The organism is Pseudomonas brenneri, assembly GCF_007858285.1.
GTDB classification, from domain to species: Bacteria; Pseudomonadota; Gammaproteobacteria; order Pseudomonadales; family Pseudomonadaceae; genus Aquipseudomonas; species Aquipseudomonas brenneri.
The window spans coordinates 164,255-190,624 of record NZ_VFIL01000008.1 but is presented as its reverse complement, the minus strand read 5'-3'; the positions used below and the strand labels follow the sequence as shown (position 1 = coordinate 190,624).

General features: G+C 61.1%; 23 protein-coding genes and 1 pseudogene. 10 read left to right on the top strand and 14 right to left on the bottom strand.

Annotated elements, in window-relative coordinates; all coding sequences use genetic code 11:
• Positions 1 to 20 precede the first annotated feature (20 nt).
• Complete coding sequence (gene rsgA / locus FJD34_RS18880) at positions 21 to 1,052, top strand: small ribosomal subunit biogenesis GTPase RsgA (protein ID WP_032862057.1); 1,032 nt, start codon at positions 21 to 23, stop codon at positions 1,050 to 1,052.
• A 232-nt stretch (positions 1,053 to 1,284) separates the two neighbouring features.
• Positions 1,285 to 1,731, top strand: coding sequence for a type II toxin-antitoxin system PemK/MazF family toxin (locus FJD34_RS18875; RefSeq protein ID WP_223232729.1), 447 nt, complete (start codon positions 1,285 to 1,287; stop codon positions 1,729 to 1,731).
• A 63-nt stretch (positions 1,732 to 1,794) separates the two neighbouring features.
• Here FJD34_RS18875 and motB read toward each other — a convergent pair whose 3' ends face one another.
• Positions 1,795 to 2,817, bottom strand: a complete 1,023-nt coding sequence (motB, locus tag FJD34_RS18870; RefSeq protein ID WP_090292831.1) for a flagellar motor protein MotB — start codon at positions 2,815 to 2,817, stop codon at positions 1,795 to 1,797.
• A gap of 3 nt (positions 2,818 to 2,820) precedes the next feature.
• Entirely contained in the window at positions 2,821 to 3,672 is an 852-nt protein-coding gene (motA, locus tag FJD34_RS18865; RefSeq protein ID WP_032862061.1) for a flagellar motor stator protein MotA, read from the bottom strand.
• Between the two features lie 166 nt (positions 3,673 to 3,838).
• Here motA and FJD34_RS18860 point away from each other — a divergent pair, with 166 nt between their 5' ends.
• The 3 genes from FJD34_RS18860 to asd are packed head-to-tail and all read left to right on the top strand — an operon-like array spanning position 3,839 to position 7,124.
• Positions 3,839 to 5,374 (top strand): HDOD domain-containing protein, encoded by a 1,536-nt coding sequence (locus FJD34_RS18860; RefSeq protein WP_065942915.1) that lies wholly within the window; start codon positions 3,839 to 3,841, stop codon positions 5,372 to 5,374.
• Positions 5,375 to 5,431: 57 nt separating this feature from the next.
• Positions 5,432 to 6,247 carry a thiosulfate sulfurtransferase gene (rhdA, locus tag FJD34_RS18855; RefSeq protein WP_032862064.1) on the top strand — a complete coding sequence of 272 codons (816 nt, stop codon included), beginning with the start codon at positions 5,432 to 5,434 and terminating at the stop codon, positions 6,245 to 6,247.
• Positions 6,248 to 6,263: 16 nt separating this feature from the next.
• Positions 6,264 to 7,124 (top strand): archaetidylserine decarboxylase, encoded by an 861-nt coding sequence (asd, locus tag FJD34_RS18850; RefSeq protein WP_032862065.1) that lies wholly within the window; start codon positions 6,264 to 6,266, stop codon positions 7,122 to 7,124.
• 126 nt (positions 7,125 to 7,250) lie between these two features.
• Here the strand turns inward: asd and serB are convergent, their stop codons facing one another.
• Positions 7,251 to 8,462, bottom strand: a complete 1,212-nt coding sequence (gene serB / locus FJD34_RS18845; RefSeq protein WP_032862066.1) for a phosphoserine phosphatase SerB — start codon at positions 8,460 to 8,462, stop codon at positions 7,251 to 7,253.
• Positions 8,463 to 8,595: 133 nt separating this feature from the next.
• Here serB and FJD34_RS18840 point away from each other — a divergent pair, with 133 nt between their 5' ends.
• Positions 8,596 to 10,128 (top strand): AhpA/YtjB family protein, encoded by a 1,533-nt coding sequence (locus FJD34_RS18840; RefSeq protein ID WP_032862067.1) that lies wholly within the window; start codon positions 8,596 to 8,598, stop codon positions 10,126 to 10,128.
• Positions 10,129 to 10,302: 174 nt separating this feature from the next.
• Here FJD34_RS18840 and FJD34_RS18835 read toward each other — a convergent pair whose 3' ends face one another.
• The 6 genes from FJD34_RS18835 to FJD34_RS18810 all read right to left on the bottom strand — a co-directional run bounded on the left by FJD34_RS18835 (position 10,303) and on the right by FJD34_RS18810 (position 17,521).
• Positions 10,303 to 11,010, bottom strand: a complete 708-nt coding sequence (locus tag FJD34_RS18835; protein ID WP_090292829.1) for a PqiC family protein — start codon at positions 11,008 to 11,010, stop codon at positions 10,303 to 10,305.
• Between the two features lie 177 nt (positions 11,011 to 11,187).
• Positions 11,188 to 13,452: a DNA topoisomerase IV subunit A gene (gene parC / locus FJD34_RS18830; protein WP_032862071.1), complete on the bottom strand. Its 2,265-nt coding sequence runs from the start codon at positions 13,450 to 13,452 to the stop codon at positions 11,188 to 11,190.
• Positions 13,453 to 13,462: 10 nt separating this feature from the next.
• On the bottom strand, positions 13,463 to 13,984 hold the full coding sequence (locus tag FJD34_RS18825; RefSeq protein WP_032862072.1) for a retropepsin-like aspartic protease family protein: 522 nt from the start codon (positions 13,982 to 13,984) through the stop codon (positions 13,463 to 13,465).
• On the bottom strand, positions 13,981 to 14,964 hold the full coding sequence (locus tag FJD34_RS18820; RefSeq protein WP_032862073.1) for an esterase-like activity of phytase family protein: 984 nt from the start codon (positions 14,962 to 14,964) through the stop codon (positions 13,981 to 13,983). The genes FJD34_RS18825 and FJD34_RS18820 overlap by 4 nt, the downstream gene beginning before the upstream one ends.
• Positions 14,964 to 16,868, bottom strand: coding sequence for a DNA topoisomerase IV subunit B (parE, locus tag FJD34_RS18815; RefSeq protein WP_032862074.1), 1,905 nt, complete (start codon positions 16,866 to 16,868; stop codon positions 14,964 to 14,966). The genes FJD34_RS18820 and parE overlap by 1 nt, the downstream gene beginning before the upstream one ends.
• A gap of 44 nt (positions 16,869 to 16,912) precedes the next feature.
• Positions 16,913 to 17,521: a YqiA/YcfP family alpha/beta fold hydrolase gene (locus tag FJD34_RS18810; RefSeq protein WP_065942884.1), complete on the bottom strand. Its 609-nt coding sequence runs from the start codon at positions 17,519 to 17,521 to the stop codon at positions 16,913 to 16,915.
• 133 nt (positions 17,522 to 17,654) lie between these two features.
• Between FJD34_RS18810 and FJD34_RS18805 the strand changes: the two genes are divergently transcribed.
• The 3 genes from FJD34_RS18805 to FJD34_RS18795 all read left to right on the top strand — a co-directional run bounded on the left by FJD34_RS18805 (position 17,655) and on the right by FJD34_RS18795 (position 21,143).
• A complete protein-coding gene (locus tag FJD34_RS18805; protein WP_032862077.1) occupies positions 17,655 to 18,545 on the top strand; it encodes a LysR family transcriptional regulator in 891 nt (296 codons plus the stop codon).
• Positions 18,546 to 18,768: 223 nt separating this feature from the next.
• Positions 18,769 to 20,085, top strand: coding sequence for an MFS transporter (locus FJD34_RS18800; RefSeq protein ID WP_090292828.1), 1,317 nt, complete (start codon positions 18,769 to 18,771; stop codon positions 20,083 to 20,085).
• 71 nt (positions 20,086 to 20,156) lie between these two features.
• A complete protein-coding gene (locus FJD34_RS18795) occupies positions 20,157 to 21,143 on the top strand; it encodes a M14 family metallopeptidase (RefSeq protein ID WP_090292826.1) in 987 nt (328 codons plus the stop codon).
• On the opposite strand, the gene cpdA is transcribed toward FJD34_RS18795, so the two are convergent.
• From cpdA to FJD34_RS18775, 3 genes are all read right to left on the bottom strand, one after another.
• Positions 21,137 to 21,952, bottom strand: a complete 816-nt coding sequence (gene cpdA, locus FJD34_RS18790; protein ID WP_032862081.1) for a 3',5'-cyclic-AMP phosphodiesterase — start codon at positions 21,950 to 21,952, stop codon at positions 21,137 to 21,139. The genes FJD34_RS18795 and cpdA overlap by 7 nt on opposite strands.
• A 98-nt stretch (positions 21,953 to 22,050) precedes the next feature.
• Complete coding sequence (locus FJD34_RS18780; RefSeq protein WP_090292824.1) at positions 22,051 to 22,500, bottom strand: DUF1249 domain-containing protein; 450 nt, start codon at positions 22,498 to 22,500, stop codon at positions 22,051 to 22,053.
• The gene (locus FJD34_RS18775; RefSeq protein ID WP_032862084.1) at positions 22,491 to 23,108 is read right to left on the bottom strand and encodes an NUDIX domain-containing protein; all 618 of its coding nucleotides are present in this window, start codon (positions 23,106 to 23,108) and stop codon (positions 22,491 to 22,493) included. The genes FJD34_RS18780 and FJD34_RS18775 overlap by 10 nt, the downstream gene beginning before the upstream one ends.
• A gap of 202 nt (positions 23,109 to 23,310) precedes the next feature.
• Here FJD34_RS18775 and FJD34_RS18770 point away from each other — a divergent pair, with 202 nt between their 5' ends.
• Positions 23,311 to 24,057 carry an RsiV family protein gene (locus FJD34_RS18770; protein ID WP_032862086.1) on the top strand — a complete coding sequence of 249 codons (747 nt, stop codon included), beginning with the start codon at positions 23,311 to 23,313 and terminating at the stop codon, positions 24,055 to 24,057.
• A 22-nt stretch (positions 24,058 to 24,079) separates the two neighbouring features.
• Here FJD34_RS18770 and FJD34_RS18765 read toward each other — a convergent pair.
• Positions 24,080 to 24,322 (bottom strand): annotated as a pseudogene (locus FJD34_RS18765) (putative hydroxymethylpyrimidine transporter CytX); the annotation flags it as partial.
• A gap of 141 nt (positions 24,323 to 24,463) precedes the next feature.
• Positions 24,464 to 26,353 (bottom strand): phosphomethylpyrimidine synthase ThiC, encoded by a 1,890-nt coding sequence (gene thiC, locus FJD34_RS18760; protein WP_032862087.1) that lies wholly within the window; start codon positions 26,351 to 26,353, stop codon positions 24,464 to 24,466.
• Between the last annotated feature and the right edge of the window lie 17 nt (positions 26,354 to 26,370).

Here is a 26,370-nt window from a genome sequence, read left to right as displayed (position 1 = left end):
ATTATCGACACGGAACACCAATGGCCAAACGCCAGCTCAACCGTCGCCAAAACTGGCGCATCGAAAAGATCCAGGGTGAACGCGCTGCCCGCGCCGCCAAACGTGAATCCTCTGCCGTGGAAGCGCTGGAGGGTGGCGACCTGGGCCCCGAGCAAACGGGCCTGGTGATCGCGCACTTTGGCGTGCAGGTCGAAGTCGAGGCGCTGGAAGGCGAACTGGCGGGCCAGGTTTTCCGCTGCCACTTGCGCGCCAACCTGCCGGCACTGGTAACCGGCGATAAAGTCGTCTGGCGTGCCGGCAACCAGGGCATCGGGGTGATCGTCGCGCAGCTGCCGCGCACCACCGAACTGCGTCGCCCGGACAGCCGCGGCCAACTCAAGCCGGTAGCGGCCAACGTCGACATGATTGTCATCGTCTTCGCCCCGCTGCCCGAGCCGCACGCCAACCTGATCGACCGCTATCTGGTGGCGGCCGAACACGCCGGCATCCGCCCGCTGTTGCTATTGAATAAATTCGACCTGATCGACGAACAGAACGCGCCAGCGCTCAATGCATTGCTCGCGGTTTATCGGCAGTTGGGTTACCCGGTGCTGGAAGTCTCGGCGCACCATGGCAATGGTATGGAACAACTGCAACAGCAGTTGGACGGGCGCATCAGCGTGTTCGTCGGCCAGTCGGGCGTGGGCAAGTCGTCGCTGGTCAACAGCCTGCTGCCGGAAGTCGAAACCCGCGTCGGCCCGCTGTCGGAACTGTCCGGCCAGGGCACGCACACCACCACCACCGCCCGCCTGTTTCACTTCCCGGGGGGCGGCGAGTTGATCGACTCACCAGGCATCCGTGAGTTCGGCCTGGGTCACGTCAGCCGCAGCGACGTGGAAGCCGGCTTCATCGAATTCAACGACTTGATCGGCACCTGCCGCTTTCGTGACTGCAAGCACGACCGCGAGCCGGGCTGCGCCTTGCTCAAGGCACTGGAAGACGGACGCGTGCAGCAGCAGCGGATGAACAGCTATCGCTCGATCATCGCCAGCTTGCCGGAGAGCAGCTACTGAACAGCCATGCCTTGATACATATAAATTGCGCCCTAAGACCCGCTACTCCATTGATTTAATGAGGGTTGGCATCAAGACTTCAGAGCAACTGGGTGGCTCGTCATGCAAGCCCGCTTGAATTCGAAATTCCTGATGCCCATAATCGCTCCGTCACCGGCACAAGCCGGCAGGAGTCTGGATCCTTTGCGAAGTTGATCCAGCGGCGCAGAAGGGGCGAAGCAAGCTCCACTGCGTGTCGAATGAAGCCGCCTTCGGGCGGCTTTGCTTTTTGCAGGACATTCGATTGACTCTCTACTATCACCCCAAACAAGGCGACGTTCTTCTCTGCGATTTCACACGTGGCTTTGTCGCCCCCGAAATGCTGAAGATTCGTAAAGTCGTGGTGATATCCCCTACCTCCACTCACAATCGCAAACTCTGCACAGTGGTGCCGATCTCTTCAACAGCCCCCGAGATCCAGCATGATTGGCACCACCTGCTACGCACCAACCCGCTTCAATCAGATGGCTACAAGGAGCTTTGGGTGAAATGCGACATGATTTATACCGTGAGCTTCGAGCGCCTCGACAAACTCCACAGAAAAACCCGGTCAAAGGGGCGAGAGTACTTCGTACCGCGCCTGCATATCGATGACATGCAAGGTGTGATCGGTGGCGTCAAAGCCTACCTCCCGCTCTGACCAGAAATGAAAACGCCCCGATTGATCGGGGCGTTTTCATTGGGGCAATATGTCATTACCCGCTTACGAGCCCGGCGTAGGCAACGTAGGCTCCTTCACCCCACCCTCATCAAACAGATTGAGCTTCTGTCGCAACTCATGGGCCGGCAATGGCTCCTGCTCTGGCGGCAAGGCGTTCGGGTCCACCGGCACTTCGCCCGGCGCACCCTCGCCCTGGGTCGGCACTGGCGGCGTTGGCACCTGGTCACCTTCAATCGCACGCTGGGCCTTCTTGGTCAGCACCACAATATCAATGCGCCGGTTGACCGGGTTGAACGGGTCCTGGGCATCAAACAGCTGTGACGAGGCAAACCCCACCACGCGCGCTACTTGTGGATCCGGATAACTGCCGGCCACCAGGGCACGGCGCGCAGCGTTGGCACGATTGGCGGAAAGCTCCCAGTTACCGAAGTCGCCCTGCCCCGAATAAGGCTTGGCATCGGTATGGCCGCTGACGCTGATCTTGTTCGGCACCGCCTTGATGGTGTCAGCCATGGCCAGCAGGATGTCTTCGAAGTAGGGCTTCAGACGTGCGCTGCCCGAATCGAACATCGGTCGGTTGGCGGCATCCATGATCTGGATACGCAGGCCATCCGGAGTGATCTGGAAGTGGATCTGGTCCTTGAATTTTTGCAGTTGCGGATTCTCATCCACCTTGTTCTGCAACTCTTGCAGCAGCAACTCCAGGCGTTCCTGCTCGACCTGCTCGGCCATGCTTTCGACGGTCTGGCGCTCGATCGGGATGTTTTCCTGGGGCGCTTCGGTCTGCACCTCCGGGTTGATGGTGCGTTCGGGGGCCAGTTCTGGGGAGCCCCCCAGATCGATCACAAACGGCGTGCCGCTCTCGGAGAATCCGATGGGGTCCTTGAAGTAGCCGGCAATGGCGATTTTCTGTTCCGGGGTTGCAGTGGACATCAGCCACAGCACCAGGAAGAACGCCATCATCGCTGTCGCAAAGTCGGCGAACGCAATTTTCCAGGCGCCGCCGTGGTGCCCGGCAGCGAAGCGCTTGACGCGCTTGATGATGATTGGCTGGTTGTTTTCCATGACTTAGCGACCGCGAACTGCTTGTTCCAGCTCGGCAAAGCTTGGACGGTGCTTCGGATACAGCACCTTGCGCCCGAACTCCACCGCCAGGGATGGCGGCATGCCCGAGGCGGAGGCCACCAGGGACGCCTTGATCGCTTCGTAGATGTTCAACTCTTCCTTGGCATCGTGGGCCAGGGAGGTGGCCAACGGGCCAAAGAAACCGTATGCGGCGAGAATACCGAAGAAGGTGCCCACCAACGCCGCACCAACGTGCATGCCGATCGCAGCCTGGTCGCCTTCGCCCAGGGATGCCATGGTCACTACGATGCCGAGTACCGCCGCGACGATACCGAAGCCAGGCATGCCGTCGGCGATACCGGTCACCGCGTGGGAGGGGTGTTCGAGCTCTTCCTTGAGACTGAACAGCTCCATGTCGAACAAGCCTTCGAGCTCGTGCGGGGCCATGTTGCCGGAGGACATGATGCGCAGGTAGTCACAGACGTACGCCGTCATGCGGTCGTCCTTGAGCACGGCCGGGTACTTGGCGAAGATCGGGCTCGCCGCAGCGTCCTCGATATCAGCCTCGATGGCCATCATGCCTTCGCGGCGGCTCTTGTTGAGGATCTCGTAGACCAGGCCCAACACCTCCAGATAAAAGGTGTGGGAGAAACGTGAGCCGAACATGCCCAGCGATTTCTTGATCACGTGCATGGTCATATAGCTTGGGTTAGCCTGCAGGAAAGCGCCAAACGCCGCACCGCCGATGATCAGCACTTCGAAGGGCTGGATCAGCGCAGCAATTTTACCGTGGGACAGAACATATCCGCCGAGCACGCTTGCGATGACGACGATGATGCCGATAATTTTAGCCATAGGGGATGAGTACTTGCGCCGTCGGGTTCATGGACATATTCGGAAGATCTAAAAACTCTTCTTCTACTTATCGGCAAATCTGCGCCAGACTATAGCCCGTTAAGGCGAAAAGCCAGTTCGGCCCACTCCGGGCGTGTTGACCGCAAGTGATGATCGCGCCCCAATCATGGCAAATGAAACGACAGTCCCAACTGCAAAACCCAACTCCCTGGCTGGCTGGATCAAGCGTCTGGACGAGGTTCACCTGCCCGTCCCGCAAGCGAGCCACGTTGCCGTGTGCAAGGCCATCGGCGACAGTCGCCGTTCGTTGCGAGATATTGCAGAGCTGATGCAAGACAGCCCGGCGCTGGTCCTGAGCGTCATGCGCGAGGCCAACAACCAGGCCCACGGCAGCCTGGCAGAGCCCGCAGAAAACCTTGAAGTGGCGATCAACCGCCTGGGTTTGAAGCGCACTGAAGAACTGCTCGCCCGCCTGCCGTCAGTCCCGCTCAATGAAATCCCCGTGGCCCTGCGCCAACTGCAGCTGGTCAGCCAGCATGCCTCGCAACAAGCCAGCGGCCTGTTCGCCAGCCGGCTGGCGCGCCTGTGGCAGGATATTCACTGGGGCAGCCTGCTGTTTCTCTCGCCGTTGTGGCCGATGGCCGTTGCCTACCCCAAGCTCCTGGAAGAGTGGGAACTGCGGGTGATCCACAAGGGCCAATCGGCGCACAAGGTCGAGCAGGAATTGTTTGGCGTGCGCCTGCTGGAGTTGTGCCTGGGCTTGACCGAAGCCTGGCGCCTGCCGATCTGGGTCTCCCAGGGCTACCAGTTACTGCTCAAGGAACAACGTTTGCTGGTCAAGGCCCTGCATATCGCCCGCGATGAAGCGCCGTTGAGCCAGCAGCAAAAACTCGATGCCGACCCGGCGCTACGGCGCTGGTTGAACCAGCCCGCCAACACTGTGCTGCTAGCCAATGGCATGGCGCTGGCGGCGCAGGAATCCTGGACCTGCCCGCACACCCAGCGCTGGCAATACCTCACCGCGCTGTACCTGCAACAACCGCTGGCCGACGTTCAGCAACAGGTGCACCAACAGGCCGTGATCAGCGCCCGACACACCTTGAGCGCCAGTCTCTGGCATCCGGCGCTGGCGCTGATCTGGCCGTGGCATGTGCAACGGGTCCATCGCGGCCTGCTGCCAGCACCGCCACCCACGGCCGAAGCCCTGGCGATCTGGCGCAAGCGCTGCAGCGAATTACTGGTGGAGCCGAGCCGCTTCGCCAACGCCATGCACTTGACCACCTGCGCCAAGGAAGCCCTGGCGGCCAGCGGCATGCAGCGCGTCATGCTGCTGATGGCCGACAAGGCCCTGGCCACGTTGCGCGTGCATCAGGTCGATGGCCTGCCCAAGGACGCCGCCAACCTGACCCTTGAGGCCGCACAAAGCACGCTGCTGCAACGCTTGCTGGAAAAGTCTGCGCAGGTGCGCCTGACCCCGGACAATCACGCGCAATTCGCAGCACTGCTGCCTGCCTCATTGCGCCGCCTGTTCGTTGGCGAGCACCTGCTGTTGCGCTCCCTGAGCTGTAACGGCCGGGTGGTGATGCTGATGATTGCCGACCAGGGCGGCGGGCCGTTCTCCGAAACCACCGTCCAGGCCTTCGGCAAAACCGCCCAGTGCATCGAAAAAGCCCTGCACTGCTTTACCAACCGCAGCGCCTGATGCTTGCGTTACAATCGCCCTCTTTTATCGCTCAACCTAGTGCCCGGGAGACCTCACATGCCTGACTTTTCTGGCTTGCCGCTGGTGATCGAGCCCAGCGACCTGCTTGGCCGGCTCGCCGCCGAGCCGTTGATTCTGGTGGATCTCACCAGCGCCGCACGCTACGCCGAAGGGCATATCCCCGGCGCGCACTTCGTTGACCCAAAGCGCACCCAACTGGGCCAGCCACCCGCACCAGGGCTGCTGCCAGCCAAGGCCGATCTGGAAAAGCTGTTCGGCGAACTGGGCCACACCCCGGATGCCACCTACGTGGTGTATGACGACGAGGGCGGCGGCTGGGCCGGGCGGTTTATCTGGCTGCTCGACGTTATTGGTCACAAGAAGTATCACTACCTCGATGGCGGCCTGCTGGCGTGGCTGGATGAAAAACACCCTGTGTCCACCGAGGTCGCCGCACCCGTCGGCGGCCCGATCAGCCTGACCCTGCACGACGAACCCACCGCCACCCGCGAGTACCTGCAAAGCCGCCTCGGCGCTGCTGACCTGGGGATCTGGGATGCACGCGGGCCGCTGGAATACTCGGGAGAGAAAGTCCTTGCAGCCAAAGGCGGGCATATTCCCGGCGCCGTGAACTTCGAATGGACTGCGGGCATGGACAAGGCGCGCAACCTGCGGATCCGCCGCGACATGCCGCAGATCCTCGAAGACCTGGGCCTGACCAAAGACAAAGAAATCATTACCCACTGCCAGACTCACCACCGTTCTGGCTTCACCTACCTGGTGGCCAAGGCGCTCGGTTATCCGCGAGTCAAAGGTTATGCCGGTTCCTGGGGCGAATGGGGCAACCACCCCGACACCCCCGTCGAGATTTAAGGTTTAAGGACAGTTCATGAAAAAGCGTTTGTTTATCCTCAGCCAGTACCTGCTGCCTCACCACCTGCTGTCGCGCCTGGCCGGCTGCATTGCCGAGTGCCGCGTGCGTTGGTTCAAGAATGCCTTCACCACATGGTTCGCCAAGCGCTATCAGGTGGACATGTCCCAGGCCCTGGTCGAAGACGTGACCGCTTACGAGCACTTCAACGCCTTCTTCACCCGCGCCTTGAAAGAGGGCGCACGCCCACTGGATCAAACCCCTGGCGCGATCTTGAGCCCGGCAGACGGCGCCGTCAGCCAGCTCGGCCCGATTGAACACGGCCGAGTGTTCCAGGCCAAGGGTCACAGCTTCAGCGTGCTGGAATTGCTCGGTGGCGACGCCGCTGTTGCCGCACCCTTCATGGGCGGTGACTTTGCCACCATCTACCTGTCGCCAAAGGACTACCACCGCGTGCACATGCCACTGGCCGGCACCCTGCGGGAAATGGTCTACGTGCCTGGGCGGATTTTCTCGGTCAACCAGACCACCGCCGAAAACGTGCCGGAACTGTTCGCACGTAACGAGCGCGTTGTCTGTGTGTTCGATACCGAACGTGGGCCGATGGCCGTGGTATTGGTCGGCGCGATGATTGTGGCGTCGATCGAGACCGTCTGGGCCGGCCTGGTGACGCCGCCTAAGCGCGAACTGAAAACCGTCCGTTACGACGAAGCCGCCCGCGCACCGATCCACCTGGAAAAAGGTGCGGAACTGGGGCGTTTCAAGCTGGGTTCGACCGCCATCGTGCTGTTTGGGCCGGATCAGGTGAAGTGGGCCGAAGAACTGGCGGCGGGTACGCCGGTGCAGATGGGCCAGGGTATCGCGCTGCCGAAAGCCTGATCCCCCACAGATTTGAAGCCGGAACCCAATCAATGTGGGAGCTGGCTTGCCTGCGATGACGATGGTGAGTCCAACACCGCTATCGCAGGCAAGCCAGCTCCCACATTGATGAGCACGTTTCTGTCGTTATTGGCCGTCGCGGTCGCGAAAGCCCAACAGATACAGAACACCGTCCAGCCCCAGGGTCGAAATCGCCTGCTTGGCCGATTGCTTGACCAAAGGCTTGGCACGGAACGCCACGCCCAGCCCGGCGATTGCCAGCATCGGCAAGTCGTTGGCACCGTCGCCGACCGCAATGGTCTGCTCCAGACGCAAACCTTCCTTGTGCGCCAACTCCCGTAGCAGATCAGCTTTGCGCTGCGCGTCGACAATCGGCTCGACCGCCACGCCCGTCACCTTGCCATCCACCACTTCCAGCTCGTTGGCGAACACATAGTCGATGCCCAGCTTGGCCTGCAATTGCTTGGCGAAGTAGGTAAAGCCGCCCGACAGGATCGCGGTCTTGTAGCCCAGGCGCTTGAGTTCGGCGAACAGGGTCTCGGCGCCTTCGGTCAAGCGCAGGGATGCGCCGATGGAGTCCAACACACTGACATCCAGGCCCTTGAGCAGCGCCAGGCGCTCCTTGAAGCTGGCGCGAAAGTCCAACTCACCCGCCATCGCGCGTTCAGTGATCGCGCAAACTTGCTCGCCAACGCCCGCAGCCTTGGCCAACTCGTCGATGACTTCGGCTTCGATCAGCGTCGAGTCCATGTCGAACACCGCCAGGCGGCGGTTACGACGGAACAGCGAGTCTTCCTGGAAGGCGATATCGACATTCAACTCCTGGGCAACGCTGAGGAACTCGGCGCGCAGAGCCTGCGGATCGGCCGGTTCACCGCGCACGGAGAACTCGATACAGCCCTTGCCCTGGTCTGCCGGGGTATCCAATGGCATGCGACCCGACAGACGGTCAATATGGTCGATGTTCAAACCGTACTGCGCGGTGATCGAACTGACACGCTGCAATTGCTCGGCGGTCACCTTGCGCGTCAGCAGCGTGACGATATGGCGCTTTTTGCCTTGGCCGGCCACCCAGTGCTGGTAATCCTCTTCGGAAACCGGAGTAAAGCGAACCTGCTGATCCAGCTTATAGGCCGTAAACAGGATGTCTTTGAGCACGGACGAGGCCTGCTCGGTGCTCGGGATCTCGACCAGGATGCCGAACGACAGGGTGTCGTGGATCACGGCCTGGCCGATGTCGAGAATGGTCACGCCACCCTGGGCCAGAACACCAGTGATGGCCGCGGTAAGACCCGGACGGTCCTCACCTGTGATGTTAATCAGGACAATTTCGCGCAAAGCGCACCCCCGGGCTGGAAAAAAACCGCATTCTACCCACTTTCAGTGACCATCGGGCACAGCCAGCGCTTTGCCGGTCTTGGGCCTGTCGCTATACTGCGCGTCAACTTCACGGACCAAGAGCCGAGCGCAAGTGAACCGGCCCACGCCAGTAAAAACCGATAACTTCTTCCTGCTGATCTTCCGGGCACTGCGCCACCGCCGTGTACCGATCGCATTACGCATCGCCAGCCATAACGTGATCCTGGTCGCCCTGGCCCTGGTGATCTATGCGTGCGTGATGGGTTTGCAGTTCAAACAGGCCATGCACGAGCAAGCCGACGCCCTGGGCGAGAGCTTGACGACCCAGACCGCCACCTCGGCGACTGAGTTGCTGGTGTCCAACGACATCCTCAGCCTCAACGTGCTGCTCAACAACTTGACCAAGAACCCGCTGGTGGCCCACGCCGCCATCTACAGCGTGGACAACCGGATCATGGCCGAGGCTGGGCAACGCCCGAAGAACGGCCTGCTGGGTGAAGCCGAAGGCCTGTACCAGAGCAATATCACGTTTCAGGATGTGAAGGCCGGTCAATTGCGTATCAGCCTGGACATGCAACAGTTCCAGCAGCCGATGACCATCAGCCTGCAAAGCATGGGGATCCTCAGCGCGATCCTGCTGGCGCTGGCCCTGGCCTTGAGCCTGCGCCTGGGCCGGCATATCTCCACGCCCCTGATGCAATTGCGCATCTGGCTGCGCGATATCGACGAGCACACCCCGGCCACTGACCGCCAGGATGAAATCGGCGACCTTGCCCGCCAGTTGCACACCAGCTTCGCTCCAGAGCCCGTGGTACAGGAAGTCGAGCCTGAACCGGCGTTTGACGACACCGATTACGACGACGAACCCGAGTTTGAAGTGCGCAACCTGCGCGACCCGAGCTTCGACGAGTCGGCGCCAGTGGCGGGCCTCAAGCCAGTACCGCGCACAGCCATCAAGGCCGACGAAGACAGCCTGGACGATGACGACCCGTTTGCCGACCTGCGCGACGAGTCGGTGCCTACCCCGGTGGTAGCGCCAAAACCTGCGGTCTCGCACAACACACAGCCACAGCACAGTGCGGTATTGGCCGTGCAACTGGGCGCCCAGGAACAGCTGCGCCGCCTGCCCCGCGCACGCTTGACCGAGCTGCTGGAACGCTACCGCGACTGCCTCGACCAGGCGGCCTCGCTGTACCAGAGCGAGCTACACACCCTGAACGACGGCAGCACCTTGATGCTGTTCCACAGCGAAGACAGCGGCGAAGACTACCTGACCAACGCCATCTGCTGCGGTGAGCTGTTGCGGGCGCTGGGCCATGCGTTGCAGATCGAAGTCGCTGATAGCGGCATCACCCTGCAACTGCAACTGGGCCTGACCCTGGGCGACGACCTGTATGGCATGAGCCAGATCGACCTGCTGCTGACCGAAAACGCCCAGGACGCCCTGGCCTTGTCGCAACACAGCCGCAACCTGCTGCTGGTGGAGCGCAAGATCAGCGACGACGCCTTGATCCGCCAGCGTGCGCGGATCCGCCCGATTGCAAGCCCCGAAGGCGCGTGCTGTGTAGAGCGGTTGATGGAGCCTTATCCGTCGATGCTGGAGCGCCAGTTGGCGCGGATGCATGAGACCCGCAACAAGGGTTGAATCCTCCCCCAACAAAAAGCCCACCCATGATCACTCATGGGTGGGCTTTTTATTGGCTCTGTGTAGGAGCGAGCTTGCTCGCGAAGATCGTCAACGTTAACGCGCTTATCCTGAATGAGCGCGTTGCCCTTGAGTTTTTCGCGAGCAAGCTCGCTCCTACAGGGGGCTGTTACCTCAGAAGCGGAACACTTCCATGTCCGTGCGAATCGGCGAAGCCATTGGGATCTTCGGCTTTTCCGGGGCTGCCGGCTTGGCAGGAGCCGGGGCCTGTTTGCGCGGGGCCTCGGCAATCGGTGGCTGGTTGGCCAATGGCTTGAGGGTTACCGACAGCTGTTCTGCCAAACGCTGCAACAACACACCCTGGGCCTGGACCTGGGAAGCGGTACTGCCAGCGTGTTGTTCTTGCAGATGCACGATGCGGTTGTCCCGCACCTGGCCGCGGCGGTCGATCAGGCGCCATTGCGCATCAAGGATTGCCGGCTGCGATGCCCCGGAGTCCAGGCGCGTGATGGTCAACAGCACCTGAACATCGGGCGAGAAACTGGTAGGTGCCGGCGACAGCACCACACGCTGGCTGTCGAGGTGGCCGGCCACCTGGCGCAGCATCAACTGGTTGATATCCGACGACAGGCTGCCCGCCCAACGGCCATCGACGGAGCCTTGCAGGCTGCCATCGTCCTGGCGTTGCAGCAGGGTTTCACGTTGCAGGTAATCGGCAACCACGACCGGCCCGAGCAAGACCGCCATGCCAGCACTTTGCGCTGGCTGCGCAGGGTTTCCGCTATCCAGTTGGTACAGCGACACCGGCTGGTGCGTAGCGCAACCCGCCAACCCCAAAAGGCCAGCGAGCATCAAAAATAAAGGAAGGCGTGGAGCAGTCATCATCCCATCCAGGTGGCTGCCACAAGGCAAACCACAATGTAATACTAAAAATAACCTATACGCGCTCAGCCACGCCGGCGCTGGAAAGGCCATATCATCCGTGAATATGCGCCATGACTCCAGCGCGAAAGCGCCGATCTACGGGTTAAATTCGTAGATCGGGTGCTCTATATCGCCTTAAGCCGGTGTTTCCACCAGCAATGCATCTACTCGCTGGAAGCCACGGGGCAATTTGTTCCCGCGGCGACCGCGCTCGCCCTTGTAGTGCTCAAGATCGTCAGGACGCAGCGACAGCGTGCGTTTGCCGGCCTGCAGCACCAGGGTCGAACCTTCCGGGATCACTGCGATGTCGGTCACGTACTCTTCGCGACTGGCCACCCGCTCTCCTGGAATCCCAATGATCTTGTTGCCCTTGCCCTTGCCCAGCTGCGGCAGGTCGCTGATCTTGAACACCAGCAAGCGCCCTTCTGTGGTCACCGATGCCAGCCAATTGCCTTCACGGTCCTCGACCGGACGCGGCAAGATCACCTTGGCGTTGTTCGGCAGGCTCAACAGGGCCTTGCCCGCCTTGTTCTTGGCCTGCAAATCCTCGCCCTTGACCACGAAGCCGTAGCCGGCATCGGAGGCGATGACGTACAGCGAGTCATCATCAGGCAGCAATACACATTCAAAACTTGCCCCTGGCGGTGGTGTCAGGCGACCGGTCAACGGTTCGCCCTGGCCTCGTGCTGACGGCAAGGTATGCGCCGGCACCGAATAACTGCGCCCGGTGGAGTCGATAAACACCGCAAACTGGTTGGAGCGCCCGGCTGCAGCAGTCTTGAACCCATCGCCGGCCTTGTAAGACAGGCCGGTGGCGTCAATATCATGCCCCTTGGCGGAGCGAACCCAACCCTTTTCCGACAGAACGACGGTAATTTTCTCGTTGGGCAACAGCTCGGTTTCGGTCAGGGCCTTGGCTTCGGTACGCTCGACAATCGGCGAACGACGGTCGTCACCATAGGTTTCTGCGTCCTTGATCAGCTCGCTGCGCACCAGTTTCTTGAGCTTGGCTTCACTACCCAGCAGCGCTTGCAGCTTGGCTTGTTCCTTGAGCAACGCGTCCTGCTCGTCGCGCAACTTCATCTCTTCCAGGCGCGCCAACTGGCGCAAACGGGTATCGAGGATGTAGTCGGCCTGGATCTCGCTCAACTCGAAACGCGCGATCAACTCGGCTTTCGGGTGCTCGGCGGTACGGATGATATGAATCACTTCATCCAGGTTGAGATAGGCAATCAGCAAGCCGTCCAACAGGTGCAGGCGACGCTCGACCTTGTCCAGGCGAAATTGCAGGCGGCGGCGTACGGTATTGACCCGGAACTCCAGCCACTCCACCAGCAGGTTGCGCAGGTTTTTCAGCTGCGGCTTGCCATCCAGGCCGATGATATTGACGTTGACTCGGTAACTGGACTCCAGCTCGGTGCTGGCAAACAGGTGCTGCATCAGCACTTCATGGTCGACCCGGCTGTTGGTCGGAATGATCACGATGCGGCACGGGTTTTCGTGGTCGGACTCGTCACGCAGGTCTGCGACTTGCGGCAGTTTCGACGGCTTGGCCTGCATCAGCGCGGCAATCTGTTCCAGCACTTTGGCGCCGGAGACCTGGTGCGGCAAGGCGGTGACGATAATGTCGCCATCTTCGATGTGGTACACGGCACGCATGCGCACCGAGCCCTTGCCGGTCTCGTACATTTTCAGCAGGTCGGCGCGCGGGGTGATGATTTCCGCTTCGGTCGGGTAGTCCGGGCCCTGGATATGCTCGCACAACTGCTCGACCGTGGCCTTGGGCTCATCGAGCAAACGCACGCAGGCCGTGGCGACTTCGCGCAGGTTGTGCGGCGGTACGTCGGTGGCCATGCCCACGGCGATGCCGGTGGTGCCGTTGAGCAGGATATTGGGCAGGCGCGCCGGCAAGACCAGCGGTTCGTCGAGGGTGCCGTCGAAGTTCGGGCCCCAGTCTGCGGTGCCCTGGCCCAGCTCGCTGAGCAGCACTTCGGAATAGCGCGACAGCCGCGCCTCGGTGTAACGCATGGCGGCGAACGACTTGGGATCATCCGGCGCACCCCAGTTGCCCTGGCCGTCGACCAGGGTGTAGCGGTAGCTGAACGGCTGGGCCATCAGCACCATGGCTTCGTAGCACGCCGAGTCGCCGTGGGGGTGGAACTTGCCGAGCACGTCACCGACGGTACGCGCCGATTTCTTGTGCTTGGAGTCGGCGTCCAGGCCCAACTCACTCATGGCGTAGATAATGCGCCGCTGTACTGGTTTCAGGCCGTCGCCGATATGCGGCAGGGCACGGTCCATGATCACGTACATGGAGTAGTTGAGGTAGGCATTTTCGGTGAAGTCAGCCAGCGACCGGCGTTCTACGCCGTCTAAGCTGTCTGCAAGGATGTCACTCATGCGGGCCTCATCATTGTCTGGTCTGGCGCAGCAGCATGGTGCCGCCGCGCTGGGTAAATTCAAGTTGTTTCAATGCGCTCATGCCCAACAGCACTTGCTCACCACCCAGGCCCGGCGCCACCAGGGCACGCACGTCCTGCAAGACGATATCGCCCAGTTGCAGGCGGTCGAGGTGGGTCCGATAGCCCTGGCTGCGGCCGTTGGCGGTGCTCAAGGTCACCGGCAAACCGCGCTTGAGCCCCAGGCGTTCGGCCAGCTCGGCCGGTACCGCCACGTCGGTGGCGCCGGTATCGAGCATGAAATCCACCGGCTGGCCGTTGATCTGGCCAGTGGCAACAAAATGCCCCTGGCCGTTGCCGACCAGTTTCACTTCTATATAACCCGCGTGTTGCTGCGAGGTGACCACGGCGTTGGGGTTTTCCTGACGCGCTTCCCATTGCCCAAAAAACCGTGTTGCCAGAAACAGCCCGGCGCCCCACGCCACGAACATCAATATACGTCCGGCGCGCTTGCCAGGCGCTTGCGCGCTCATGGCTGGGCGCTCCAACCACCGGCCGGCGCAGCAAAACGGTAGACCACCGGGCGTTTTTCACCATCGGCCCGGGCGCCGAAATTATTGTCGATGCCCACCCAGGCGCCCTCGGCATCAATCAGCAAGGCTTCCGCCAGGCCATAGCTCTGGGGATAACGGCGATTCGGCACCAGGGCCTCATCGGCGTACGACCAGCACCGCTCGACCTTGGCCGTCACGCTGTCGCGCCGGCAGATCTGGAACGCATTGCGCTCCAGGGTAAACAGCTTGCCGTTGAACAGCGCAAGGTCAGCAAAATCCTTGGAAACGGCCTTGGCGCCCGGAAACTGCGCGGGTTGCATTTCCTGGCCAGCCTCGCTCAACAGCACGCACGGCCCGTCACAATCCCAAACGCTTTGCCCACGCTTGATCGAAATCAGCCCGCGCCGTTCACGTTCGGCCGCCAGCCAGATCTGATTGCCCTCGGGGTTGACCGCCAGGCCTTCAAACAAGGCATTGAAGTGCAGCAACAGGCCACTGGCCCGCGCCTCGCGAACCATCCCAGGGGCAATCTTCAGCCATTCCGGATCCCCACTTGCCGGTACCTGCAGCACCGCCGCGTGGGCTTCGCTGACGATATAACGATTACCCGCGGCGTCACAGCTGATGCCTTCAAAATCCAGGTCGCCGCCACGAATCACCGAAGCCGCCGTGGTGCGTGCGCGCAAGCCCCACGGCAAGCCCGATTCAGGCACTGGCGGCACGTCGATCCTGACCGTTTCGGCCTGCCAGGTCTCGGCACGGGTATCGAGGCGGTAGATCTGGTCGTCGTCGCGGTCGGAGACCGTCCACAAGTCCTTGCCGCACAAGGCCAGGCCCGACAGGTTACCGCCGCGCATGCCCTCGACCGGGTGTTCGGACAACAACTTGAGCTCAACCGCAGGTTCGGCCACTGCCAACCCACTCAACAACAGTATCGCCAGGGCGAAACCGCTGCGCATCAGCCCAATACCTCGGCCAGGTTGCCTTTGGACTCCAGCCAGGCCTTGCGGTCACCGGCGCGCTTCTTGGCCAGCAGCATGTCCATCATTTCCGAGGTGGCGGCGTAGTCTTCCAGGGTCAACTGCACCAGGCGCCGGGTGTTCGGGTCCATGGTGGTTTCCCGCAGTTGCGGCGGGTTCATTTCACCCAGGCCCTTGAATCGAGTGACTTGCGGCTTGCCGCGCTTCTTCTCGGCCACCAGGCGGTCGAGGATGCCGTCGCGCTCGGCTTCGTCCAGGGCGTAGTAGATCTCTTTGCCCAGGTCGATACGGTACAGCGGTGGCATGGCGACATAGACGTGGCCAGCATCCACCAGCGGGCGGAAATGCTGGACGAACAGTGCGCAGAGCAAAGTAGCAATGTGCAGGCCGTCGGAGTCGGCGTCGGCGAGGATGCAGATCTTGCCGTAGCGCAGTTGGCTCATGTCCTCGGCGCCCGGATCGACGCCGATGGCCACGGCGATGTTGTGCACTTCCTGACTGGCCAGCACTTCGCTGCCGTCGACTTCCCAGGTATTGAGGATCTTGCCGCGCAACGGCAGGATCGCCTGGAACTCTTTATCCCGCGCTTGCTTGGCGGAACCGCCGGCAGAATCACCTTCCACCAAAAACAGTTCGGAGCGCATCGGGTCCTGCCCGGCGCAGTCTGCCAGCTTGCCGGGCAATGCTGGGCCCTGGGTGATGCGCTTGCGCTCGACCTTTTTGCTGGCCTTGAGACGACGCCCCGCGTTGTTGATCGCCAGCTCGGCCAGGGCCAGGCCCAGCTCCGGGTGCTCGTTGAGCCACAGGCTGAACGCGTCCTTGACCACACCCGAGACAAACGCCGCCGCCTCACGGGACGACAGGCGTTCCTTGGTCTGGCCGGAGAATTGCGGCTCCTGCATTTTCATCGACAGAACGAAGGCGATGCGCTCCCAGACGTCCTCCGGCGCCAGCTTCACGCCGCGCGGCAGCAGGCTGCGGTATTCGCAGAACTCGCGCATGGCATCCAGCAAACCCTGGCGCAAACCGTTGACGTGGGTGCCGCCCTGGGCAGTGGGGATCAGGTTGACGTAGCTTTCCTGGACACTGTCGCCGCCCTCGGGCAACCACAACAGCGCCCAGTCAACCGCTTCCTTATTGCCCGCCAAACTGCCGCAGAAAGGCTCATTGGGTAGGCGTTCGAAGTCGCTGACCGAATCTTCCAGATAGGAGCGCAGACCGTCTTCGTAATGCCACTCGACCTTTTCGCCGGTGCCTTTGTCTTCGAAACTGACCAGCAGCCCCGGGCACAATACGGCCTTGGCCTTGAGTACGTGCTTGAGGCGGCTGATGGAGAATTTGGGGGAGTCGAAGTATTTCGGGTCCGGCGCGAAGTACACACTGGTCCCGGTATTGCGCTTGCCGACGGTGCCGACCACTTCCAGCTCAGTGGCCTTGTAGCCATCGGCGAAGGTCATCTGGTACTCGTTGCCGTCGCGCTTGACCTTGACCCGAACCTGCGTGGACAGGGCGTTGACCACGGAAATACCCACACCGTGCAAGCCGCCGGAAAACTGATAGTTCTTGTTGGAGAACTTACCGCCCGCGTGGAGCTTGGTGAGGATCAGCTCGACACCCGATACCCCTTCTTCCGGGTGAATGTCCACCGGCATGCCGCGCCCGTCGTCGGACACTTCCAGGGAATGGTCGGCGTGCAAAATGACCTGTACCGACTTGGCGTGCCCGGCCAAGGCTTCGTCGACGCTGTTGTCGATGACTTCCTGGGCAAGGTGGTTCGGCCGACTGGTGTCGGTGTACATGCCGGGGCGTTTGCGCACCGGGTCGAGGCCCGAGAGGACTTCGATGGCGTCGGCGTTATAAGAGCTAGCGCTGGGAGTGGCCATGGGGTCTCATCGTGAGTCGTTCGATTAAAAAGTAACCTGCGGTTTCACAATGCCGTGAAATCGAAGGATTGGTACTGATCTGCGCCAATGCCGGCAAAACTCAACAGCGCCGGCAACTGTCGGCCAAAGCCCTGGTAACTGTGGTCGCCGCCGGCCTGGATACGCAAGGCACAGGCCCGGTAATACTGCTCGGCGAGGCGATAATCCAGTGTTTCGTCCCCGGTCTGCAACCATACCTGATAGCGCTGGGCATCCTGGGGCGCCGCCACTTCAAGCTCAGCCAGGGCCGCGACGTGATCGTGGGTCAATTCCCAGGTTTCATCGGTGTAGAGGTTCTTCTGGGTGCCCAGGTAACCGTCGAACATGCGATGGGGGCTGACCGCCGGGTTGACCAACAGGGCCTTGAGGCCATGGCGTTCGGCAAGATGGGTTGCATAGTAGCCGCCGAGTGAGCTGCCGACCAGCAGTGGCCGCCCCAGCTCGCTGATCGCCTGCTCCAGCTGGGCAATCGCCTGGCGCGGGTGGTGATGCAGGGCCGGCACCCGTAGCTGGTCGGCCAGACCCAGACTGTCCATCACGCCCATCAGTTGGCTGGCCTTGGTCGAGGCTGGCGCGCTGTTGAAACCGTGGATATACAAGATCGAAGCGGACATGCCGGGCTCTCCGTGCGTTATCGGCCAAAGGGGCGCAGTTTACAGGGAACGGGGGGGTTGTGGGTGCAGCCCATCGCCGCTGGCGGTACTATCGGTTCCGCCGCGTTGATGAGCCGCCAAGCAGGAAAACCGCATGCAACTTGAATGGCTTGAGGATTTTATCGAACTGGCCCGCACCCGCAGCCTGTCGCGTGCCGCCGAAAATCGCTGTGTCACGCACCCCGCGTTCGGCCGACGTATCCGGGCGCTGGAAGAATGGGTCGGCACGCCATTGATCGAGCGCAAACAACCCCTGTCACTGACGCCTTGCGGCGCGCTGTTCCTGGATGCCGCGACACAATCACTGCAATTGCTGACCGCTGTCAGAGCGCAATTCAAAGGCACCACCCTGAGCCGCGACGAACCCGTGCGCATCGCCACCGGTCGGACCCTGGCCTGCGATTTTTTCCCGGACTGGTACGAGTCATTGCACCAGCGCCTGGGCAATTTTGCGGTGTCATTGGTCACCAGCGGGGCGCAAGAAGCGATCAGTAAGTTGTCCGCCGGCGAGGTCGACCTGCTGTTGAGCTTTTCCAGCCCATTGACCCATACGCTGTTGGACCCGGAGCGTTTCGACTCCCGAGTACTGGCCAATGAGGAACTGCTGCCGGTCAGCGCGCCAGACACAAAGGCGCAGCCGCGACAGCGGATATCCGTCGATCATAACGCCCTGAGCATCCCGTGGCTGGCCTTCTCACCCTCCCTGGCCCTACGCGGCGTGCTGGCCCAGCACCTGGAGCGGTTACCACAGCACCTAGCGTTGCGGATGGTCTACCAGGCTGATTCTTATGACGCCATCCTGGAAATGGCCAAGCGTGGCAGAGGCCTGGCGTGGCTGCCGCGCATGGTGGTCAAAGGTGCCCTGGCCTCGGGCGAGTTGGTGATTGCAGGCGGCCCCGAGTTTCACGTGGCCTTCGACGTCTCGCTGCATCGCCTGCGCACCAACCAGAGCGAAATGGTCATGAATATCTGGGAAGGCCTGTGACGCTGTCGTTGCATCAACTTAAAGACGCGTAAATCCCAATGCCTGTCGGCCCCGTGCCAAAACAGCTCAAACCTGTGCCGAAACAGCAATTGCTGTTGACCCGCACTTGATTCAATTTCACCCGGGCTTTCACCCATAACAATTAATGCCTTCGATCTCGCCAGGCCACCCTGCGGCTCGGCGAATCCGAATGCCAACTGTGAAACAGACCCGGTGCACATCCATGACAGTCCCATCATCCGTCTTATCATCGGCACAGGCTCCAACCCAGCGAGGTCCATGGAAGGAAATCATCGCTGCCAGTGTCGGCAACGCGCTGGAGTTTTATGATTTGCTGATCTACGGCTATTTTGCGGTAGTTATCAGCAAACAGTTTTTCCCGTCCGATAACGAAACCACCTCACTGTTGCTGGCCGTAGGCTCATTTGGCATTTCCTTCCTGATGCGCCCGCTAGGTGCCATCGTGCTCGGTTCATACACCGACAGGGCTGGCCGAAAGGCATCGTTGACGATGTCCATCATGATCATGCTGATCGGCACCGCAATGATTACCTTCGCCCCGACCTATGAGCAGATCGGCTTGGCAGCACCGCTGTTGATCATCGTTGCGCGCATGCTCCAGGGGTTTTCTACGGGCGGTGAGTTTGGTGCGGCCACCGCGTTTATGGTCGAACATGCAGATGCCAAGCGTCGTGGTTTCTTTGCCAGTTGGCAATTGTCGACCCAGGGGCTGGCAACGGTACTGGCCGCAGGTGTCAGTGCAATCCTCAGCTATGCGCTGTCGGATGTGCAGTTGAACGACTGGGGTTGGCGCGTGGCATTCGGCTTCGGCCTGCTGATCGGGCCGGCGGGCTTCTACATTCGCACGCAAATCGATGAAACCCCGGACTTCAAGAAAACCGTAGCCAGCACAGTGGTGAGGACGCCGCTACGAGATGTGTTGATCAAAGGACACGTCAGCCTGTTACTGGCTATCGGGGTGGTGGCCGGTGCGACAGCGTTCAACTACGTGCACAAGCTGTACATGCCTATCTACGCCCTGAAACAACTGAATATCACCGCTACCTCCTCGTATCTCGGGGCGCTGATGACCGGCATCACGCTGATGCTGATGGCTCCGATATTTGGCGGTTTATCCGATCGCCACGGACGTTTTCGGGTACTGACGATCGCATTGCTGATTACCGGGTTTTCGTCTTATCCGATGTTCGTTCTGCTTAATACCTTCCCAAGCTTCACTACGCTGCTGATTGTGCAAGCGATTGTCGGTGTGCTGATCGCCGCCTGCCTGGGGCCGATTCCGGCGATGCTTGCCGACATCTTCCCAACCAGTATTCGCGGGACCGGTCTGGCGCTGAGCTACAACTTTTCCGTCACTCTATTTGGTGGCTTTGCGCCATTGATCGTGACCTGGATGATCGACGCCACCGGCAGCAAGCTGGCCCCCAGTTTTTATGTGATGGCGACCATTTTGATCAGCGTACTGGCGATTGTCTGCCTGGGCCGCCGCATGCGCGGCACCCACCCCGCTGCCAATTAAACACACTCTTCCTGCTTGTCGCGCCCCACCCCCTCGCGACAAGTACACACATCGGTCAGTCGGAGACTGAAATGAAAACCCTTGAGCAGGTTCGTGCATCACTCAAACCCTACCCCGTGGAAGTCCAGTTCCCTGACCTGAGACAATGGAAAACCGGTAACTGTGGAATCGACTACATCCACAGCTTCGACAGCGGCAAGCCAGGACCGCATGTGCTGGTCATGGCGCTGACCCATGGCAATGAAGTCAGTGGGGCAATCGCGGTGGATACCCTGTTACGCAGTGGGGTGCGCCCGCGCCAGGGGCGGTTGTCACTGGGGTTTGCCAACATACAGGCCTATCAACGCTTCGACCCACAGGACATTGATGCGACCCGCTTTATTGACGAGGACATGAACCGTGTCTGGCTGCCATCGGCCCTCGACGGCCCGCGCGACTCCGCCGAACTGCGCCGAGCACGGGAGTTACGACCGCTGATCGACAGTGTTGATTTGTTGCTCGATATCCACTCAATGCACGAAGAATCCCCGCCGCTGATGATGTGCGGTGCATGCGCCAAAGGCTTGGAGTTCGCCCAATCATTAGGTGTACCTGCAACCATCGTCGCAGACGCCGGCCATGCCAACGGCCGGCGCATGCGTGACTACGGTGGGTTTGGCGATGCCGCCAGCCCCAAGAATGCGCTGCTGATCGAGACGGGCCAGCATTTTTCAAAAAAGAGTGAATACGTCGCCCTCGATGTGACAGCACGCTTCCTGATTGCGACTCAAGCAGTTGCCGAGGCTGATGTGTCGAGGTTTCTTAGCCAGGAAAAGCCTGCGCCCCAGCAATGCCTGCAAGTCACCGACCCGGTGATCGCCCACAGCATGGACTTCAGTTTCACTGATGATTTCCGTGGACTGGAGCGGATCACTCACGCTGGAACGGTGATCGCCCGAGATGCTCAGCGCGAGATCGTCACACCGTATGACAATTGCGTGCTGATCCAGCCATCGCTGCGGCATCTGGGGCAAGGCGTCACGGTGGTGAGGTTAGCCCGGGACTATCGCCATCAGTAGCCAGTGCTACCGTAATCGACGGTGAATGCAAACCCCTGGACCCGCTCCACGCCTGTTTCCAACCGCCCATCGGGATGCAGACGCAGCCAGCGATAGCCCGGTGCCTCTTCGCTGACCTTGAAATCCTCACTGCCCGGGGCGAACTGGATGCAGGTCGACGGCGACGCCAGCAGGCGCACGCCGTTGCGTTCCCGGTCGATCTCCTGGTGCACATGCCCCCACAACACCGCCCGCACCTGGGGAAAACGGTCGAGCACAGCAAACAGCGCCTCGGGGTTTCGCAAACCGATGGGCTCCATCCAGGCACTGCCAATGGGCACGGGGTGATGATGGAAGCAGACCAGATGATGGCGACCCGGCGCTTCACTCAAGGCTTGCGCCAGCAGTTGCAGTTGCGGCTCGGCCAGATAACCCGGCACCGAACCCGGCACGGCGGAGTCCAGCAAGGTAATGCGCCAGTTGCCCACATCCACCACCGACTCCAGCAACGCACTGCCCATGGTCGCCTGGGCCATGATTTGCGGCTCATCGTGGTTGCCGGGAATCCAGCGCGCCGGGGCGCCGATTGGCTGGGTCAGGTCGCGAAACAGCTGGTAGGACTCAAGCGTACCGTCCTGGGACAAGTCGCCGGTGGCCAGCAGCAAATCAATCTGCGGCTGCCGGGCCCGCACCAGCTCGATCACCCGTTGCAGGCTGTCACGGGTATTCATGCCCAGCAGCGTACCGTCGGCCTCGGCAAACAAGTGGCTGTCAGACAGTTGCACCAGCAACGCCGGTGCATCAGGGTTCACGGTGGATACGCTCGGCAAGGCGTTCTCCCAGGGCGATCACGAAAAATGGGCAATGGGCGCAATTATGCTGGGGCAGGACGCAAAGAGGAAACCTGTGAAGCAGACGCAGTTCACATCTACCGCACGACTTCAAACTCATGGCCCAAGGCCAGGCAATGGCTCAACCATTCACCGAGGAACACATTGAGCTGTGCTTTCTCATCGGGCTGGTGCATGAACACATTGGGATAAGGATAGATGCTGCGAAAGCGCCGCGCATGTTCGGCGCTGATCACCTCGGCCATCCGCGCATCGTGATACACCTGCACTTCCAACTGCGGCACCGGCAACCATGGCAGGCTGTGTTCCTGGCGCACGCGCAAGGTGCTGGTATACGGGCAAGTGAGGATCACTTCCAGGGTCAGCACGCCGAGCATCTGGTCGCCATGGGTCACGGCAATGCGCCGCGCCTCGGGCGTGTGGCGCATGTCCGGCAGCAAGCGCATCAGCCGTGCGTAGTTGGCCTCGCAAGCGGCTTGCAAGCCGACCAGGTCGACCCGGTAACGTTCCCGTGCCTTTACTGCCATAGCCCCCTCACTTCCGCGCGATTAAGCGCAAGCCATTGCAGGGCGATAATGCTGGCTGCGTTGGAAATCTTACCGTCGCGTACCGCTTGCAGGGCATCTTCAAAGGCCCACACGGTGACGCGGATATCTTCTGCTTCTTCGGCCAGGCCATGAATGCCGCCAGCACCGCTACTGTCGCAACGCCCCAAAAACAGGTGGACGAATTCGGTGCTGCCCCCTGGCGAGGGGAAATACTGGGTGATCGGCCACAGCGCGCTGAAGGTCAACCCAGCTTCCTCCTCGGCTTCGCGGTGTGCAACCTCCTCCGGTTGCTCGTCCTTGTCGATCAGCCCGGCAACCATCTCCACCAGCCAGGGGTTGTCGGTGCGGCCCATGGCGCCAACGCGAAATTGCTCGATCAGTACCACTTGATCACGTTGCGGGTCGTAGGGCAGTACACACACCGCGTCATGGCGCACAAAGACTTCACGATCGATCACCCGGCTCATGCCACCGTCGAACAGCTCGTGACGCAGCTGCACGCGATCGAGCTTGTAGAAGCCCTGGTAGGCATTGTCGCGCTGAACCACTTCAATTCTGTTCGGCGTCGATTTCGCACTGTCGGTCATATCAACCCTCGTTTATTGCGGTGTGTGTCTTGGCATCGCGCCATCCTACAGCGCCCGCGTCCCTCGGTGCAGCCCCTTTGCGGTTGCCGGGACAGGCGGCTCAGGTCAAACTCACTGTAATCAGCTTAGTGGCGAACTGACTGGGATGCCGGTAGTCGAAGCCCCATATCTTTCGCTCTTCTCCGCTTTATGAAGGACGCCCATGTCGCTGTTAAAAGTCGCCTCCGTGGCCTGTATTGCCTTGACCCTCGGCGCTTGCCAGAGCCTGTTCCAACCCAGCTACCGAGCGCCGCTGGAAGCCACCCGCGATGCATCCGAAGTGGTGCAACCCGGCTGCACCACTGCCGATTGCCCACTGGTGAACATCGACACCGTGCATTTCGCCAGCGAGCCCAAGCTCGATGCGCTGATCGAGCAGCGCCTGCTGGAAATGACCCGCACCACCCCCGGCGCGCCACTGCCGGCGTCGCTGAACGCCTATCGGGAAAAATTCCTGCGCGAATCCGGCCCGCGCAACAGCATGTACTTGCAGGCCAAGGTACGGGAGCAGCATGACGGCTTGGTGATCATCGAGCTGTCCAGCTACCTGGACACCGGCGGTGCCCATGGCGAACCTGGCCGCGGCTTCATCAACTACTCGCGCCAGCAGCAAAAAAACCTGACCCTCGCGGACATGCTGCGTCCCGGCAAGGAAGACGCGTTCTGGAAAGCCGCCCAGGTGGCCCACAACAGTTGGCTGATCAGCACCCGCCTGAGCCTGGAGCCGGACTACGTGAAAAGCTGGCCCTTCCAGAAAACCCCGAACGTGGCGCTGACCTATGGAGCAGTGGTGCTCAAGTACCCTACGACCACGATTGCGCCCTACGCCATGGGCCACGTCGAGTTGCAGATCCCTTATGCGCGCCTCGACGGCATCATCAAGCCTGAACTGGTGCCCGTGCGCCACTGAAGGCGCGCCCGAGGATAAATTGCAGCAGCCCTGTCAGCGCCAGTGCCGGCAGGGTTGCGCCGATATCCGGGTACAGATTGGCCAACAGATGATAGGTGCTGATACCACCCAGCCAGGCCAGCAGCGCACCGGTTTGCAGGACCATCAGGCCGATACCGAGGGAGAACCACAGGGAGAACAGATCGCGGGCGCCGAAGACACGTTTGTCTATGGGGACTGCAATGTCGGGAGAGTAGGTACTCGGTTGAATGCTCGGGGGTGGAATCTCTGAGGAGTATTGGTTGTTTGAGAGATTGCTTTCGCGAGCAAGCCCGCTCCCACATTCGATCGCATTCCATGTGGAGCTCGATCGAGTGGGAGCGGGCTTGCTCGCGATGAGGCCCTTACAGGCGCCTGCGATCTCGGATCAGACCTTTTTGTAGAGCTGGCTGCCTTCCTGCTTGAACCGCTCCGCCTGCTCGGCCAAGCCCTTGGCCACATCCACATCCACCGCCTCGATACGCTGGTTGGCCGCGTACTCGCGCACTTCCTGGGTAATTTTCATCGAACAGAATTTCGGCCCGCACATCGAGCAGAAATGCGCGACCTTGGCCGAATCCTTGGGCAGGGTTTCATCGTGGTAGGAGCGCGCGGTGTCCGGGTCCAGGCCGAGGTTGAACTGGTCTTCCCAACGGAACTCGAACCGCGCCTTGCTCAAGGCGTTGTCACGGATCTGCGCGCCCGGATGACCTTTTGCCAAGTCTGCCGCATGGGCCGCGATCTTGTAGGTGATGATCCCGGTCTTCACGTCATCCTTGTTCGGCAAGCCCAGGTGCTCCTTGGGCGTGACGTAGCAGAGCATCGCGCAACCGAACCAGCCGATCATCGCCGCGCCGATGCCGGAGGTGATGTGGTCGTAGCCCGGTGCAATGTCAGTGGTCAGCGGGCCGAGGGTGTAGAACGGCGCTTCGTCACAGCACTCCAGCTGCTTGTCCATGTTCTCCTTGATCAACTGCATCGGCACGTGGCCCGGGCCTTCGATCATGGTTTGTACGTCGTGCTTCCAGGCGATCTTGGTCAATTCGCCAAGGGTTTCCAGCTCACCGAACTGCGCGGCGTCGTTGGCGTCGGCAATCGACCCCGGACGCAGGCCATCGCCGAGGGAGAAGCTGACGTCGTAGGCCTTCATGATTTCGCAGATTTCATCGAAATGCGTGTAGGTGAAGTTCTCTTTGTGATGCGCCAGGCACCACTTGGCCATGATCGAGCCGCCACGGGAAACGATACCGGTGACACGCTTGGCGGTCAGCGGTACATAGCGCAACAGCACGCCGGCGTGGATGGTGAAGTAGTCGACGCCCTGCTCGGCCTGCTCGATCAGGGTGTCGCGGAACAGCTCCCAGGTCAGGTCTTCGGCAGCGCCACCGACTTTTTCCAGGGCCTGGTAGATCGGCACCGTACCGATCGGCACCGGCGAGTTACGGATGATCCACTCGCGGGTTTCGTGGATGTGCTTGCCGGTGGACAGGTCCATCACCGTGTCCGAACCCCAGCGAATGCCCCAGGTGAGTTTCGCCACTTCTTCTTCGATGGACGAGCCCAGGGCGCTGTTGCCGATGTTGCCGTTGATCTTCACCAGGAAGTTACGGCCGATGATCATCGGTTCCAGTTCGGTGTGGTTGATGTTGGCCGGGATGATCGCCCGGCCGCGGGCGATTTCTTCGCGCACAAATTCGGGAGTGATGATTTTCGGCACGCTGGCGCCGAAGCTGTGGCCGGCGTGTTGCTGGGTCAGAAGACCGGCGGCGCGGGCTTCTTCAAGCTTCATGTTTTCGCGGATGGCGACGTATTCCATCTCGGCGGTGATGATGCCCTGGCGCGCGTAGTGCATTTGCGTGACGTTGGCCCCGGCCTTGGCGCGGCGCGGGTTTTTCACGTGGGCAAAACGCAGGGCGGTCAGTTCGGCGTCGCTCAGGCGCTGCTGGCCGAAGTGCGAACTGAGGCCCGACAGACGCTCGGTGTCGCCACGGGATTCGATCCACGGCGAACGCACATCGCCCAGGCCCTTGCGCACGTCAATGATGACATTCGGGTCGGTGTACGGGCCGGAGGTGTCGTAGACCACCACAGGCGCATTGATTTCGCCGCCGAAGTCGGTAGGCGTCACGTCGAGGCTGATTTCGCGCATCGGTACGCGGATGTCCGGGCGGGTGCCCTGCACATAGACTTTTTGCGAGCGGGTAAACGGCTGCACGGATCCCGAGTCAACCTTGGCCGACTCACTCAAATGCACGGTGTTTTTTAGTTTTGTACTCATCACGGGCTCTCCAGACA